General features: G+C 45.9%; 9 protein-coding genes. 7 read left to right on the top strand and 2 right to left on the bottom strand.

Going from position 1 to position 16,602, the window contains the following annotated elements:
* The first annotated feature begins 12 nt into the window (after positions 1-12).
* The 3 genes from WKI47_RS06705 to WKI47_RS06695 all read left to right on the top strand — a co-directional run bounded on the left by WKI47_RS06705 (position 13) and on the right by WKI47_RS06695 (position 6,669).
* Positions 13-1,908 carry a stalk domain-containing protein gene (locus WKI47_RS06705; RefSeq protein ID WP_340226404.1) on the top strand — a complete coding sequence of 632 codons (1,896 nt, stop codon included), beginning with the start codon at positions 13-15 and terminating at the stop codon, positions 1,906-1,908.
* 368 nt (positions 1,909-2,276) lie between these two features.
* Positions 2,277-3,908 (top strand): PA2928 family protein, encoded by a 1,632-nt coding sequence (locus tag WKI47_RS06700; RefSeq protein WP_340226403.1) that lies wholly within the window; start codon positions 2,277-2,279, stop codon positions 3,906-3,908.
* Positions 3,909-4,155: 247 nt separating this feature from the next.
* Positions 4,156-6,669, top strand: a complete 2,514-nt coding sequence (locus WKI47_RS06695; RefSeq protein WP_340226402.1) for a U32 family peptidase — start codon at positions 4,156-4,158, stop codon at positions 6,667-6,669.
* 62 nt (positions 6,670-6,731) lie between these two features.
* Here the strand turns inward: WKI47_RS06695 and WKI47_RS06690 are convergent, their stop codons facing one another.
* The gene (locus WKI47_RS06690) at positions 6,732-9,260 is read right to left on the bottom strand and encodes an O-antigen ligase family protein (protein WP_340226401.1); all 2,529 of its coding nucleotides are present in this window, start codon (positions 9,258-9,260) and stop codon (positions 6,732-6,734) included.
* A gap of 140 nt (positions 9,261-9,400) precedes the next feature.
* On the opposite strand from WKI47_RS06690, the gene WKI47_RS06685 reads away from it, so the two are divergent.
* Genes WKI47_RS06685 through WKI47_RS06670 form a run of 4 tightly spaced genes read left to right on the top strand, consistent with a single transcriptional unit; the run spans position 9,401 to position 13,158 of the window.
* Positions 9,401-10,492 carry a methyltransferase domain-containing protein gene (locus WKI47_RS06685; protein WP_340226400.1) on the top strand — a complete coding sequence of 364 codons (1,092 nt, stop codon included), beginning with the start codon at positions 9,401-9,403 and terminating at the stop codon, positions 10,490-10,492.
* The gene (locus tag WKI47_RS06680; protein ID WP_340226399.1) at positions 10,493-11,266 is read left to right on the top strand and encodes an ABC transporter permease; all 774 of its coding nucleotides are present in this window, start codon (positions 10,493-10,495) and stop codon (positions 11,264-11,266) included.
* A 14-nt stretch (positions 11,267-11,280) separates the two neighbouring features.
* Positions 11,281-12,009, top strand: a complete 729-nt coding sequence (locus tag WKI47_RS06675; protein WP_340226398.1) for an ABC transporter ATP-binding protein — start codon at positions 11,281-11,283, stop codon at positions 12,007-12,009.
* 48 nt (positions 12,010-12,057) lie between these two features.
* Complete coding sequence (locus WKI47_RS06670) at positions 12,058-13,158, top strand: glycosyltransferase (RefSeq protein WP_340226397.1); 1,101 nt, start codon at positions 12,058-12,060, stop codon at positions 13,156-13,158.
* 105 nt (positions 13,159-13,263) lie between these two features.
* On the opposite strand, the gene WKI47_RS06665 is transcribed toward WKI47_RS06670, so the two are convergent.
* Positions 13,264-16,479: a glycosyltransferase gene (locus WKI47_RS06665; RefSeq protein ID WP_340226396.1), complete on the bottom strand. Its 3,216-nt coding sequence runs from the start codon at positions 16,477-16,479 to the stop codon at positions 13,264-13,266.
* Between the last annotated feature and the right edge of the window lie 123 nt (positions 16,480-16,602).

The raw sequence follows: 16,602 nt of genomic DNA, 5'->3' as shown, positions 1-16,602 counted from the left end.
GGAGGAGAACGATTGAAATTGGCGAAAAAAGGCATGGTGCTTCTGTTCGCGCTGCTGCTTGCGATCGGAATGGCTGTACCTGCACTCGCAGCCGAACAAACGACGCTGGCGCTGCAAGTACGGATCGGAAGCACGTCGGCACTTATCAACGGCGAGAAGCAGACGATCGAAAAGCCTTATGTGCAAAATGGAATGACTATGGTGCCGCTTGGCGTATTCCAACGGGCATTTGGTACAACAAGCCGCCTGGAAGGGGACGACACCGTTCGTTTATCGCAAGGCGCGCACACGGTTACTTTTAAAATCGGAAGCAAAACGGCCTGGGTGAACGGCAAGAAGACAACCCTTGCGGCTGCGCCTGTAATGAAGAACGGAACGTTGATGGTACCTATGCGTCCGGTCACCGATATGCTGAAAGCCACCGTGAAGTTTTCTTCGGGAACCCTGACCGTAACGCTGATATCGGATACCGGCGTTCCTGGACAGAACTCTTCGGAAAACGAAGCTGAAGCGCCGGCAACGGCTCGGGTCGGCAGCAGCTATGCGAACTGGTCGATCGACTATCCGGCAGACACGGTCGCACAGCCGGGAGACGACGAGTTTTCCGCCATGATCGGCGATCTGGATGGTTCCTATGTGCTGCAAATTTATGTGTGGGAAGAAGATCAGAACGTGTCCGTAACCGACATGCTGGAGCAATTGGAACAGGAATCGCTCAGCTCGGGAGAAACGCTTATCGACCGGCAAACCTTCCCGAATGCGGTGATGCCTTATGCACAAGTGATCGCACGCGACGCGGACGGCATCTATTGGGAGTCCCGCCGTTATTACGACAAAGGGAAAGTCTTTTCGTTGTATATGGGCGATTCCTTGATCGAAGACTATCGCGAGTTTGACCAATGGACAGATTTACTGAATTCGTTCCGTCCGTCGTTCGACACGCAGGGGATCAAAACAGAAGATTTGTCGAAAGCCAAAAACGGATTTGCTGACGCGGCTTCGTACGATTACGGCGTGAACCTTAAGGTGCCCGCAACATGGACGCCTACGGGCAGCGGACAATTGGAGTATTCGGCCAAAGACGGTTCGTTTTTATCCTTGCATGCCGTTAGTGTAGAAGGATCGGGAGCGGACAGCCTGGCGAACTGGCATGACTTCATGCAAAAGCAAACGAACGAAGTCTTTTTGCCGGAAGCGGCAAAGCCGATGACGACCGAACCGGTGAAAGCCTCGGGACAGGATGCTCTGATCGAGAGTTTGGTTTACGATCTGGGCGGCGGGAATTACTACTGGAACTGGCTTGTGCTTGAAAACGAAGGCTACTTCTACGTGCTGCGCTATTCGGCTCCGGAAGGCGCTTATAACAAGCAGACGTTCCTTAAGATCGTCCAATCGCTGGAGATTGATTTCGACGTTGTCCCTTCGGGCTTCGGAAAGCTCGGACAAATCTCGTATCTCAAAAACAAAAAGCTGGACGTCACGCAAAGCACGCCGGATTTCCTGTTTACCGTTCCCGCGTATTGGAGCACGCAGGCTTCCGACAGCGCGCAGCTGGACATGCGTTACTTCATTCCGGGCGGGTCTCTGCGCGTGAGCAATGTCGAGACGGGATTGGAGGCTTCGGCGGCTCAAGCCGTACGCAATTATGCCGAGCTGAAGCTGGATGATCCGACGCTGACCTACGAAGCGCCGAAACGCACGACAATCGCAGGTGTTCCGGCTATTCGTATCACGTACACAGGCACAGGAACGAACGGCAATCCGTATCAGGCCGAGGATATCTACTTCCGCCATCAAGACAAGACCTATTGGATTCATCATCAGTTGGATCGGGGAACCGCAACGCCGGAGCAATTGAACGGCATCGAGCGTACGCTTCAATCGTTCAAGTTCCTCCCTGTCAAATAAACAATGAAATAGGCAAGCTTCGGCACGTGTCGGCGTTTATTTGCAAGCAAGCCGGCCCGCTGACGGGCAAGTACGTGCTCTCCATCGAATCCCGATGACGTATGCCGGATCTATCAAAGGTTTCGGGATAGGAGAGAATCCGTATAAGTTGAACGACTGGCCCGGAATTTCCGCGGTCAGTCGTTTTTTTGTATGTGAAATTCGACTTTCGTATCCTTGGTCTCCACGCGATGGGAACAGTGAACGCGTCCGGTTCGGATGCAGCCTCATGCCGTTAACGGTTAACATAGCGGCGAAACGGTTCGTATTTACTTGTCGTAATAAACAAGGTAACGAAAACCCGCAATACGGAAAGGAGATTTTTCGGCATGGCCCCTTCATTTTGGGAAAAGATTTTTCTGGCGTTCCGGTACAACGATTCGATCTGGCATAATGTGTTTCTTACGATTATCTATATACTCATTGCCCTTTCGCTTCTTGCCCTGATTCGAGGGATTATGCGTACGATTGCGCAGCCGCGGGATATTCGGGATGAAGCGCCACGTCCCAAGTTTTCGAAAAAGTTGTCCGGATGGTTTTTGGGAAGCTTGGCGGGTCTTGCTTTTCCGGTCATTCTGTTCCTGGTCTTGACGTTGGCGCTCGGCAGTTCGGACAGCGCGACCATCTCCTCTAGTACGCTGTCTTATGAATACGAAGGCATGCAGACCTCGGTAGTGCTGATCGACAAGTTTATCGCCAATTCGTCCGAGAGGGGGATCACGACAGGTTCCAGCAAATCGTATGTCTATGCCCTGAACGAGGAAACGGGCGAACCGATCTGGAAAAAAGGTATCGGTCGCGCTTACGCCCCTTATCTTATGGGACAAACGGAAGAACGTATCGTGGTGTTCGACGGCTCGGGTCCGCTTATATTGAACAAGTCGGACGGAAGCGAAGCGGCCGACATCGGTAAGATGGAGTCGTCCAACGCGGAGCTGCAAGGGCAGTTCCCGGAAGAGTCGAACAGCTACGCATGGGACGAAAAGCATCAAATGGTCGTATTCCGGGGACTGGACGGCGGGTTGTACTTCATCCGTCCCGATACGCTTGAGGGCGGTGCCTCCAGTGCCAAGCTTTCCGATTATTTTAAAAGCGACGAGTCGGACAACGTATACGCCTCGGATCGTTTATCGATCGTTCCGTCGGGACAAAAAGACGGCAAGTATCGATTTTTCGCGAATGAAGAAACGGCGCAACAGCTTGACGAAGGGACGTTCGCGCAAGAAGAATCGCCCAATGCGTCGTCCGACACTCAGGATATGCGCAGACGCATCTACACCGGCTCGCTGCTGGCAGGAGGAGAAGTCGCGGTGAAGGATTTGGAGCCGCTTATCGATCAAGTCTTTCTGCGAGGGGCGTTCCTCAGCGATTTGCGACGAGACGCCGCAGACTCGAACGATCCGTATACGCTGACCGGCTTTCCGGACTATTCATCGATAAAAAAAGAACCTGCCATGCCCGACTCGCCGGAGAGCATCGATTGGCCTTCGCGGATGACGATCGAGCAGTACGAGAGCTACAAGGCGGAAGAAAATCGACGGATCGACGAGTATTATGCCAAGCGTGACGCCTATGACGCCGCCCGCGAGAGCTATCGGGAAAAGGAAACGGTGTACGACAATGTCGCCCGCTCCCTGTTGATTCAAAACGGAGGGACGCCGGTGCCGCCTTTTCATTACACGGAGACGTCAGGCGGACACGAAGTGTTCCTGGTCGCTCACTATTCCAGTCTCGCAGTCGACGCTAACCTTCTGATTAGTGCCGTAGACCTTGAAGGTGCCACAGTGCTTTGGACAGCCGATACACATCTGAAGGACATCGAAAGCTATACTCCTTCCGACGATCGCATGATGTTCGCGGGTAGAGGAAACGACGGTAATTCGTACATGTTCAGCCTGTCGTTAAAAGACGGAAGCGGCTGGGGTTACGATTTCCGGTATGATCGGGAATTGGCGTTTTGAATCCGGCATGAATCATGCTCGGCGAATAAACGCTTTCACGCAAGGACGCGCGGTTACACCCGTTTGCGTCTCTTTTTTTGTTCACTCGTTCCCCTTAAACCCTGTCAATACCCCCGCGACTCTGCTACAATAGATAAGTTAAAAATTAAAATGTAGTGTAGGTCGTGACGATAATAAATAAGATTCAGTACATGCGGCCCGCTGGAGAAAGATTTTCTCGAAGCGGTGCGCGGGAGGATAACGATAAATGAGTACACAACAAATCACAAGACGAGACGTCGAGCTTCTGGCACCGGCCGGGGACTGGGATTGCATGCGCGCCGCCGTAGCCAACGGTGCGGACGCGGTCTTTTTTGGCGTTGAAAAGTTCAATGCGCGTGCGCGTGCGAACAATTTCCGGATGGACGAGCTGCCGGAGATCATGGGCTTTTTGCATAGTTATGGGGTAAAAGGATTTCTGACGTTCAACATTCTCGTATTCGAAAACGAATTGGAAGACGCGCATGAACTGATCGATGCTTGCGTCGTGGCGGGCGTGGATGCGGTCATCGTGCAAGATTTGGGTCTGGTCAAAATGATCCGCGAAATCTCGCCAGATTTCCCGATTCACGGTTCGACGCAGATGACGATCACGTCGCCGGAAGCGGTCGAGTTTACGAAGCCTTTTAACATGGAACGGGTCGTACTGGGGCGGGAAAACAACCTTAAGCAAATTCAAAAGATCGGCGAGCAAGCCAAGCTGCCGATGGAAGTCTTCGTGCATGGCGCGCTGTGCGTATCGTACTCGGGCCAATGCCTGACGTCGGAAATGTGGGGCGGACGTTCGGCCAACCGAGGCGAATGCGCGCAGGCGTGCCGTCTTCCGTACGACCTGATGGTGGATGGCGAGCATAAGCCGATGGGCGATATCGCCTACCTCTTGTCCCCGAAAGACTTGGCCGCGATCGACATCATGCCGGAGCTGATCCAAGCGGGCGTGACTTCTTTTAAAATCGAAGGTCGTCTGAAAACGCCGGAGTACGTCGCGAACGTGGTCAGCAAGTATAACGCGGCGATCAACCGTTATTTCGACGGCGATGATTCGAAGCCTTCGGAAGAAGAAATCCGCGAGCTGCAACAAAGCTTTTCGCGCGGCCTGACGCACGGCTTCCTGGACGGCACGAATAACAAACAGCTGGTCGAAGGCACATTCCCGAAAAGCCGCGGCGTGTATCTGGGACGGGTCGAGCAGATTCTGCGCGACGGCGTCGTGTGCCGGATCGAAGCTCCGCTCAAGCGCGGCGACGGCATCGTGTTCGACGCGGGAGATCCGACGAAAAAAGAAGAAGGCGGTCGCGTCTACGACGTGCGCCGTAAAGGCGTAAAGCTCGAAGGCGAAGCCGGTCAAGGCTGGGTCATCGATATCGTGCCGGGACGTAACGACGTCGATCTGCGCCGTCTGCACGTCGGAGATCGCATTTGGAAAACGAACGATCCGGCACTGGACCGCAGACTGCGCCAGACGTTCGAGACGGAGAAGCCGTACCGCGTGTTCCCGCTCGGCGTCAAAGTAATGGGGAATCCGAGTCAACCGCTGGTGTCGATCTGGACGGACATGGATAAAGGCACTACGGTTCGCGTCGAGTCGGAGATGGAGTTGGAAATCGCCAAAAAGCGTCCGCTCGGCTATGAGATTCTGGAAGAACAGTTTGGCCGTCTGGGCGGCACCGTGTATCAGCTGGAAGAACTGGACGTGCAATTGCATGGAGACGTCATCGTACCGATGCGCGAGCTGAACGCTATGCGTCGCCGCGCAGTGGACGAGTTGGCCGGCGAGCGTCCGAAGCCTCCGGTGTACGTGCATCGCGATATCGAAGTGTATGGCGACTCGTCGCATACAGCAAAACCGATCGAACGTTCGGAAGCCCGCATTACGGCGCTGTGCCGTAGCCTGCCGCAGGTTGAAGCCGCGCTTCAGGCCGGCGTCGAGATGATCTACGCGGACTTTGAGTTTATCAAGCAATTCCCGGCGGCTGTCGCCGCTGTACGGGCTGCGGGTAAAAAGATCGCATTGGCGACGCCGCGTATCCATATGCCGAACGAAAACGGCTACCATGCGAACATTCTACGTTTGGAGCCGGATGCGGTGCTGGTGCGCAATACAGGCGCCCTGTACTACTATTTGCGCCATCGGATGGAGAATCCGGACAAGAAGCATCCCGAGCTGATCGGCGACTTCTCGCTCAACGTGGCGAACCACAAAGCCGTCGACCTGTTCCTGGAAGCCGGCCTCGACCGTGTCACGCCGTCGTACGATCTGAACATCCAACAGATGGTCGATCTGCTCGGACGTTCGCAGACGGATAAGATGGAGATCGTCATCCATCAGCATCTGCCAATGTTCCATACGGAGCACTGCGTGTACTGCACATTCATGAGCGAAGGTACAGACTTCACGAACTGCGGCCGTCCGTGCGAAGAGCAGCGTGCGTCGCTGCGCGACCGCATCGGCATGTCCCACCCGGTCCGCGTCGACGAAGGCTGCCGGAATACGGTGTATAACGCCATCGAGCAATCCGGCGCGGAATACCTGAACGAGTTTCTGGACTCGGGCGTACCGAGCTACCGCGTCGAGTTCCTGGAAGAGTCGCCGGAGCAGGTGCTTGAAGTTATTGATCTGTATACGCGCGCTTTGAGCGGCAAAATCAGCGGTTCGGAAGTTTGGCGCAAGCTGAAAGCGACGAATCAGTTGGGCGTTACTCGAGGGCAGTTGGTGAAGTAAGACGTTTGGATATGGGAAAGGCGCTTCGCAGAAAATGCGAAGCGCCTTTTTTGGACTTGTTTTTAGAAGGTACTGGAACCCAACTCGTCGATCTGCTTTTTGACGGAAGAGTTGACGTCCATAAGTTTGTTATAAACGGCCGGGTCTTCTTGACCCAGCTTTTTGAGCGCGATCAAATACCAAAGAGCGGTGTCCGCATTTTCGGTATTCGCAAAGTCGTCGGTCAGTATGTTTTTTAGCGTAGCAGCCGCTTCTTCGGTTTGACCGTTCAAGAACATAGCTTTACCGGCATTCAGCGTAGTCATGGAAGTCACCGTGAAGTCCCGGCCTTGAAGTTGTCCTTCGGGCAAAGTCTTTAAGTGTTCGACGCCGGCAAGCATGCGGTTGTACGTATGGATGCCTATTTGAGCGGCGGCTTTTTGAGCTTCCGTATCGCCCGCATTCAGCGAAAGATAACTTGCCGTCACGGCTTGTCCGATTACCTGTTCGTACCAACTCATATCCCAATTGAACTTGTCCAGATTATCGGCAAGCAACCGGAAGCTTTTTTCGGGTTCGTTTTTCGATACGTAGATAGCGCCGAGTTGATTAAGTATCGCTTTGCTATGCGATTCGCGCTCGTAAGCTTTCAAAAGCAACGCTTCCGCTTCGTTCAAGTAATTCGCGTCCTGCGTACTGCTGTAGACGCTTTGGAGCACCGCTGCCAGTTGCGACACCGTAGTCGGGTCGGTCGGGCGTATCTTGAGTGCGCGATCCAGAGGCTCCCTGACTTCTTCGTAACTTCGTTGCTCCGTGCCTTGCAGCAAAGCGTAAGCCTCTTGGGCATCGCCCGCCGCCGCAACGTATCTTCCGGAAAAGATCAAAAGAACGACGGCGACGACGCCCGCGCATGTCGCGTACAGCGTCGGTATGCCGGTACGCTTCGCGAGATCCGTATCGGTATTTGCAGATTCAGGCGTTTTTTTGACGCGAGACAACGGCACGGCTTCGATCGCGGCGGCCATTCCTCCGAGCGAGAAGAAAACAAGGATGCTCACGTATACGTAACTCATGTTGAAATCCAGCAAACTATGCGCCAGAATCGAGAACGCGATCAGGAAATAGAAGAAATAACCGTGCTTTTTTTCTTCGTCCTGCTCTCTGTAATAACTGCGAAGATACTGATAAAATACGTAGACCAGAAAAGCGAGCAGCACCAAGATGCCTACGATTCCGGTTTCGTCCAAATACTGCAAGAAATAATTGTGCGTTTGGTTACTGATATACGGGTTGTTTTGATACTTTTCGTACATGACGGCCCAAGCGCCTCCGCCGCCGCCCAAGATCGGATAATCGGCTACCATCTTCATGGAGTCTTTGTAAAAAGTGATCCGTTCGAGCACGCTATGTTGTTGGAAGTTGATATTCTCGACGCGTGTGCGAACGTTGTCCGGCAATACGTTTTTCAGTCCCGTTCCAATCAACAGGAAAGCCAATACGGCTATGACGACGAGACCGCCCAACGGCAGCCAGAGGCTTGCCGTGCGACGCGCGGACCACTTTTCGAATTTGCGTTCGAACAAAGGCTGTAAGTATCGGCCGCTGAGCCAGATAAGCGCCGCATTGACAGCCGAGGCTCCGATTAACAGTGCCCAACCTTTGAACGCTTCGGCCCCGTTGTACACCTGGTTGAGGCTAAGCCCCATATCGGTAATCGGCTGAAGCACGATAAACGAGATCGCGGCGGAAACCGCCAAATTGACGATCCAGACCAATTGTTGCGTCGGTTTGAGCAGAAGCAGCAAGACGATGAAGACGATCGGCAGCATCACGAGACCGCCGCGAGACAACGTCAATGCGATCGAGAGTATGATCGGAACCAGCATGAAACCGTGGATCAGCCGATCGTAAAGTTTCAGCGAACGGCTGGCCGTGAACAGTACCGCGAACAGCATCGCCATCAAGAAAGCTGCGTATGTATTCGCGTACTGGAAGACCGAAGTCAGACGCAAACCGTTGGAGTCGGTCATCACGGCATCCGTATAGACGCCGTTACTGACCACATGCGAGAACCAGCCGACAAGACTGCCCGCAAACATACGCTGGCCGAACCAGTTGATAAAGCCGTAAATCACGATCAGGTACGTCGTCCAGAGCAGTGCCGCCCGCATGACGCGGTTGGCGCTACGATGTTGCAGCAGGAATACGCCGATGGTGAAAAAGATAGCGCTGATGCCCATCACCAAAATCATATCCATAGCCAGATAATGCGAAACTGCCACGAACGAAGAGAGTATATACGTAAGAGGTAGCAGCCATACTCCTACAGCCGTGATTTCGCGTTTGTTCGCGATCCGCATATGTTTGAAAAACGCGACTACCGCAAGCAGCAACAGCGCCGCCGCCCAAACGCCCGCCCAATAGATCGGCTTTTCAAAATCAATGCTTTGCCCGTTAAACAATCCCTGCTGGAAAGGCGCCCAGATTAAGAATATAATGAGGGCTGATACCAGCGTCCAGATCAAGGCGCTCCCGCTATTCATTTGCTCAATGGATATTCGTTCCTTTTTGCTCGACTCGTTGTACATATTGCCGTATACTTGGTTAGTCAAAGTCTTAGCTCCTTTACTTGAGGGTACGAAAGTATTTTATCATAGAATTTGAAAAAATAGATATTTAGCAGAGTACAAGAAACGTTGGAATATTATAAGCCCCTTTTCAGATTCGAAAATGTAAATACGGAGGTTACTAGATGCGAATTAATAGTCTGGACTATTGGAATGAGCGATTTGAAAAAGATTGGGATAGTAAGGGGGGGAGAAATCAAACGAGTTATTTTACAAACTTAGCTTTGGAAAATTTACCTCATGAGTTTCTGGATTTTCTTAGAAAGCAGAAAGATTTTTCTGTACTTGATTGGGGTTGCGCTGAGGGAGACGGAGTAAACATTTTGTCCCATCTTTTACCAGAAGTAACTTTAAAAGGATTGGATTATTCCGCAACCGCTATCGAGAAAGCTAAATCCAATTATCCGCAATATGACTTTTATAAAGGTTCTTTGCTTGATTATAATTTAAAATACAATATCATATTTACCTCTAATACCTTGGAGCACTTTGAGAATCCTTACAAATGGATTGATCAAATCATCGAACATACAAAAGACTTTTTAATTATTATGGTTCCTTTTATGGAACAAGATAGAATAGAAGAACATTTTTTCACTTTTGACTATGAAAGTTTCCCTGTTGAGAATAATGGTTTTGTAGTAGTTTATTTCAAAATAATTGAGTCTGATCCAACCTATTGGCCAGGAAAACAAATTTTAATAGTGTATGGAAACTCAAAATCTAAGCTGTTAAAAGAAGTTAATCTAAAGCAAATAGACAGCAGTGGCATTGATTCTTCTGAATCTGCAACACATTTGATTCGGAAATTGAAAGATGAAATCAAACATAGAGATGAAATAATTGGGGCGTTTTCTAAAGAAAAAGAAACGTACCTTGCTTGGCTTGAAGCATCCAAACAAGAAGTATCTAAAAGAGACGAGTCGGTAATCGCTTTAAAATCGCAAATACAAAACTATAAAGCGGAAAACTCTACTTTATTAGATTGGGTCAACAAAAGTAAAGAAGAAATTTCGAAAAGAGACGAGTCGGTAATCGCTTTAAAATCACAAATACAAAACTATAAAGCGGAAAACTCTACTTTATTAGATTGGGTCAACAAAAGTAAAGAAGAAATTTCGAAAAGAGACGAAACAGTATACTACTACAAAAGTAAGTTTGAAAGTTTACAGCAAGAATCATCAAACAAAGAAGATTTTTTTAAAGGAGACTCATAATTGGATCAGTTCAAATTAGTATTAAAATACAAGTTTTTGCTTAATGAATTAGTGATGCGGGATATTAAAATTAAATACCGTCGTTCGGTATTAGGTCTTTTATGGACATTGCTTAATCCATTACTCATGATGATTGTACTAACCTTGGTATTTTCGAACATCTTTAGATTTTCTATTGATAACTTTCCTGTTTATTTACTCTGTGGACAATTAATTTTCAATTTTTTCAGCGAGGCTTCTAATATGGCATTACCCTCAATTTTGAGTAACGGAAGTTTAATCAAAAAAGTGTATGTACCCAAATATCTGTTTCCGCTATCCAAAGTGTTTTCTAGTCTTGTGAATTTACTTGCATCTTTCGTTGCTTTACTCTTGGTAATGATTTTTACACAAAGTCAAATCACTTGGACAATTTTGTTTGTTCCATTACCTCTATTATATATTTTTTTATTTACACTGGGTGTCTCGTTACTCCTGTCGGCATTGAGTGTTTTCTTCCGTGATATTATGCACTTGTACGGGGTTCTTCTTACTGCTTGGATGTATTTCACTCCTGTATTCTATCCTCTGGATATACTTCCTGCAGGAATAAGAAATATCGTTGAATTCAATCCGCTAACTTCTTTTATCAATTTATTTAGAGAAGTAGTTATGTACAATCAGGTTCCTACATTAAGTCTCAATCTAGTTTGCTTAGCTTATAGCTTGGTTATGCTGGCAGTTGGAGCTTACGTCTTTTACAAAAATCAAGATAAATTCATATTACACATATAGAAAGGAACGTCATTGTGGTCGAAGTGATTGTGGAAGTTGATCATGTGTCCATGCAGTTTAATCTCTATAAAGAGAGAGTAGACAGTATCAAAGAGTACATGATTAAAATGTTCAAAAAACAGATGGTTGTCGAACCTTTTGTCGCATTGAAAGATGTTTCGTTCAAAGTCGAAAAAGGCGATTCTCTGGCATTATTGGGCATGAACGGGTCCGGGAAAAGCACGTTGCTCAAACTGATTGCCGGGGTTCTGAAACCAACTACCGGTTCTATCAAAACAGTAGGAGCGATTGCTCCCATGATCGAACTTGGAGCTGGATTTGATGTTGATTTGACAGCACGTGAAAACATCTTTCTGAATGGAGCCGTGTTAGGATATTCCAGAGCGGATATGGAGAGTCATTTTGATAGCATTATTGATTTCTCGGAACTTCATGATTTTGTTGATGTGCCTATAAAAAATTTTTCATCTGGAATGTTGGCTCGACTTGGCTTTTCTATTGCTACAGTCACACAGCCGGATATCTTGATTATTGATGAGATCTTATCGGTAGGCGATTATAAATTTCAAGAAAAATGTGAGATTCGAATACATGAGATGATGCAAGCGGGCACTACCGTTCTATTTGTCTCACATAGCATAGAGCAAATTAAAGAAATTTGTAATAAAGCGGTATATATTGAAAAAGGCCGTATGTTAGGATATGGTGATGTTCATGAGATATGTGACCGTTATATGGTTTGATTGAGTATTCTCAAAAGCGAAGGTTGCTAGAGAAAACGAGGAGTCATAATGAAATCTATATTGTATCTTTCCTTAATTGATTGGAACTATATCATGCAGCGTCCTCAACATATCGCAAATGAGCTGAGTAAAAGCTATGAAGTAGATTATATCTATGAGAAAAGTGTATTGAAATGGTTGCTTGAACAAAAAAATAAAAATAAAGCTGAAAATCATAAGCATGATCACTTACATTTAAAAAGGGTGTTGGTACAACCATTTGGCCGTTTTAAAAAGATTGACCACCTTAATATTCGTATTGTTAAAAGTCTTGTTACTGACTTGCTTGCTCGAAAAGAATACGAAATGATATGGGCCACACATCCTAAATATATAGACACAATTCCTGCAGCATACAAAGGAAAGATTGTGTATGACTGTATGGACTATCATGCAGGATTTTACGAAGAACCAAAAAAAAGATCAGAGATTGAATCCCAAGAAAAACGTTTGACGCAAGCAGCTGACGTTGTTTTTACAAGCAGCCCGTTGTTATATCAACGAATCCTATCATATTCAGCAAAAGAAAATGTATACTTCGTTCCAAACGCTGCAGATAGTGCACATTTTATGCAAGCTAGATCGCAAAAGTCAGGCTCTAGAACTACTGTAGGTTATTTTGGTGCTATTTCATATTGGTTCGATTTTGATCTCTTAGAAAAACTTGCTGAGCAGTTTCCTGATTTGGAATTTCAAATGATTGGTCCGATAGAAGTGGCCGGCATAGTTAAGCGATTCAGCCGTTTTCCAAACGTGAAATTTTTAGGGGAAGTTAGTTTTAAAGTGTTACCTATATATTTAAAAGAATTCGACGTATGTATTATGCCTTTCAAAAAAAATGATTTAATCGAAGCTGTAGATCCAGTCAAAATTTATGAGTATTTGGCCGGAGGTAAGCCTGTTGTAAGTGTGTATTACGAAGGACTGGAGCGATTCTCTGACTATATTTATACAGCGAGCAACTTTGCGGAATTTTCCGCACAGCTTATCAAAGCTTTGGAAGAGGACTGTTCGCGACTAACCGAAAAACGGATTTCGTTCGTGTCGGAAAACACTTGGGCAGAAAGAGCGCTCGTTATGCAAAAACAAATAAGTAAGACTTTCTCGTAATCGTTTTATTTTATGCTCGACAAAAATAAGGTTTAAGTCTCGCTCATTTGAGTAAGACTTGAACCTTATTTTTATAAAAACATAAAGGATTGAGTGATCTGTACGTTACTTTACCAAATCTTTACGATAGTTGTGAGGCATCCATACCGTATCCCATTTCTTTTCAAAGTACATTTTATTTCTTTCGAAAATTTCTCTGTATTTTTTATCTTGCAGTTTCTTAAAAGAAACACTGCCAAAATGATGGATAAAGACGTCTTCCGCACATGCAACGGTATATCCCGCTTTTTTGAGTGCCATCGAGTAATCATCGTCTTCAAACATGCCGACTTCGTAGTCTTCGTCTAAATATCCGACTTCTTTGATAATTTCTGCTTTAAAGGCTACACAGAACATAGCAAGTACCGGGATTTGGCTATAGGTTTGGTTCTGATATTGGGTTGTGTAATCAATCGCAAAACGATCCATGTGGTCGATCGAAGTGTAGTCTACATAGATTTGGGCTTCATTCCCGATCGAATTCGTTACAGGGCCGACCATGCCTACATGATCTTTGTTCAAATGTTTGATCAAACCGCTAATCCATCCGCGAGTAACAATCGTGTCGTTATTGAGTAAGATGATGTAATCGCCTTCCGAAGCACGAATCCCTACGTTGTTACCTGCAGCAAAACCGAGATTCTGGTCATTCAAGATTACTTTGACATTAGGCATATTTTTCTGAAGATCCAACAGGTAAGCGGGCGTGTCGTCTTGTGAATCATTATCCACAATGACGAGTTCATAATTAGGATAGGCCGTTTTTTGGAAAATGCTATCTATGCACTTTTTGGTGTAATCCAAATTGTTATAGGTAATCAGCACAACGCTTACTTTTAGTGCTATATTTTGCAAATGCTGATCCAGTTCGATACAACGTTGATTCCAATCGTTCTTTTCGGCCAATTGCATCAGTTCGTCGGAATCTTTCAGAATATCCGTTTGATCTAGGCATGCTGCCACGTACTCATAAAATTGTTCATTAGAGTTGGCTAAGTACACGTATTCATCTCGATATATTTCAAGTTCAGGGATTTCAGTTGCCACGATTTTTTTGCCGGCACTGAGGTATTCATAAAATTTGACAGGGTTAGTTGCTTTGATCAATTCAATGTCTGATTTGAACGGGATCAAACAAACATCATAGTCTTCTAAATACTTCGGCAAGTCGGTGTATTTCTTTTCGCCTAAAAATTTCACGTTTTTATACCTGTTTAATTCCATACATTCTTCATGACTAACGTGACCGATCAATTCAATGGCTACATCCGGTAATTTCTCTGCCAAAATCGAAATTTTTTCTGTATCAAACCATTCTGCGATAGCGCCGTAATATCCGATCTTTTTCTCTTTTTTGTTGGAGGGTTTTGAAGCTTGGTTGAAAAAGGCGAATTCAGTTCCGTTTCGAATGATTTCGATTTTGTTGGCAAAAGGTTTGGCTTTTTCATACAGGTCTTGAGAAGTGGCAATAACCAGATCGCTGAGCGCGAATAATTCTTTCGTATAACTAATAAGACTAGCGCTGGCTGTATCTTTGAAATCGTTATAATCGTCGATATAATCAAAGACGACTTTGAATCCGAAATGTTCTTTTAAATAATAGGCAGCGGGAACCCAATTTGGATATTCTACGATTACCGTACAATCTCGGATATGGTAAGGATTTAAAATAGCATTTAAGTCTTCAGCCATTTTTTTGATGTTTGTATTGTAGTCAATATCATAAATGCGCGTACCAAAATGATTGGATAGTGTAACTTCTTCCAAATTGGCCTGACGATGTTTGACATGCACATTGGAAGAGTGAAAATTTGCATTGAAGTAAAATACGCGATGCCCTAGCTTGGCTAAGTTTTGAGAAAGATGTTGAGGTCTTTGAAATCTGAAATCCCAATCAATAACTGATAAGAAAATAATATCTTGTTTTCTATAGTCAAAAGAATTGATTTTCAAATCCACTTTAGGTTTTTTCTCTACGAGCGGAGCAGCTTTCGTAACCGCGTTTGTCGCTGCCTGAATCGGATGATTTGCAGCGGGCGCAGCAGTTTGAGCGGAAACGGACTTTTTAATCAAAAAGCGTTTTGGCACGACTTTATCGCGAACTCTATAATAACGAAGCGCAAATTTCCATAGATTGGAGTTTTTGATATTGGAAACTTCCTGATATGCCCTGTTTTTCTCTTCTTCCGCTTTAGCGAATTTGATATGTAGTTCATCTAACTGTTTTTGCAGAGAATTCACCTGTTCGCTATTAAAATCCGGTTTTTGATTTAATTTCGATGTTAAACTAACGCTAGCTTGCTTTGATTCGTCTAAAGCTTCATGGAGTTGTTTTTTTTCTTTTTCGAACGCTTCCTGTAAGGCATGATAAGATTTTTGCGAAGCCTCTAATGACGCGGCATGCTCATGTTGCAAATGATCCAGCTTCATCGCAAGATCCTGAATGGCTAAGTGCAAATGTTCTCTTTCTGCGTAAAGATCAAAGATTCTTGTTTTATATTCGACAGAACGATGCGAGAATGTATCATCAGGGGCGGCTTGATTTAACGCAGGAACAACCGAACTGTTTTCTTTTGTAAGCACATACGCGATTAAGTAGCTGTCTTTGACAGAAATCATTTCGAAAGTTGAGAGATGGTCAAACGGAAACTCGAAAGCCATATCCTTTAGCACGTCTGAAACTTGGAAACTGCTCACATTCATTCCTAAATAGTGCGTGGAATGAATCGCATACCCGCATGCTTTAAAGAACTTATCATAATCATCTCTCAAGTATTCGTTACCCCAGATCCATTCTTTTTTGCTCATTCTATTGTAGCGGAATAACAGGTAGGGAAGAGAGTACGCGTTAGGCACAATGAATACATAGTATCTTGAATTGAACATTAACAGATCTTGGAGAATGCTGAGAAGTTCTTCGTCGTTAAAATGCTCCATCACGTTGCTATTCCAAACAATATCGTATTCTTGCGAATCAGGTTTTAAGCTGAATAGATCGCCTTCTATAAAAGTTCCGTTTAAATTCAGATTAGCATAGCAAGCCTTAGCTTTCTCAAGAGCTACAGAACTAAAATCGAAAAGCGACGTTTCAAAGTTATGTTGAGCTAGGTAAGCAGAAAGATGACCGCTCCCGCAACCCAGTTCAATACTTTTTGCATGGTTGCCTAATTTGAGAGTTCTGAAAATATTTAAAACTTCACTACCTAGTTGTTTTTCTCCATCGTCTATTTCAATCTCATATTTTTCGGAAAAGAAATCCCAGGCTTTCGCATTGTCATTCATTCAAATGATTCTCCCTTAATTGAAATAAAATCGCTATTTACATACTAGCATTGTAGAGGAAGGAAAGACCAGCGGCTTATTTTGTATAACGTATACTGTACGATATTGAATTAATTTTGTCAT

Origin of the sequence: Saccharibacillus sacchari (assembly GCF_037722395.1) — a bacterium.
GTDB classification, from domain to species: Bacteria; Bacillota; Bacilli; order Paenibacillales; family Paenibacillaceae; genus Saccharibacillus; species Saccharibacillus sacchari_A.
The sequence above is the reverse complement of the archived record's forward strand: the minus strand, read 5'-3'. Positions and strand labels throughout refer to the sequence as shown.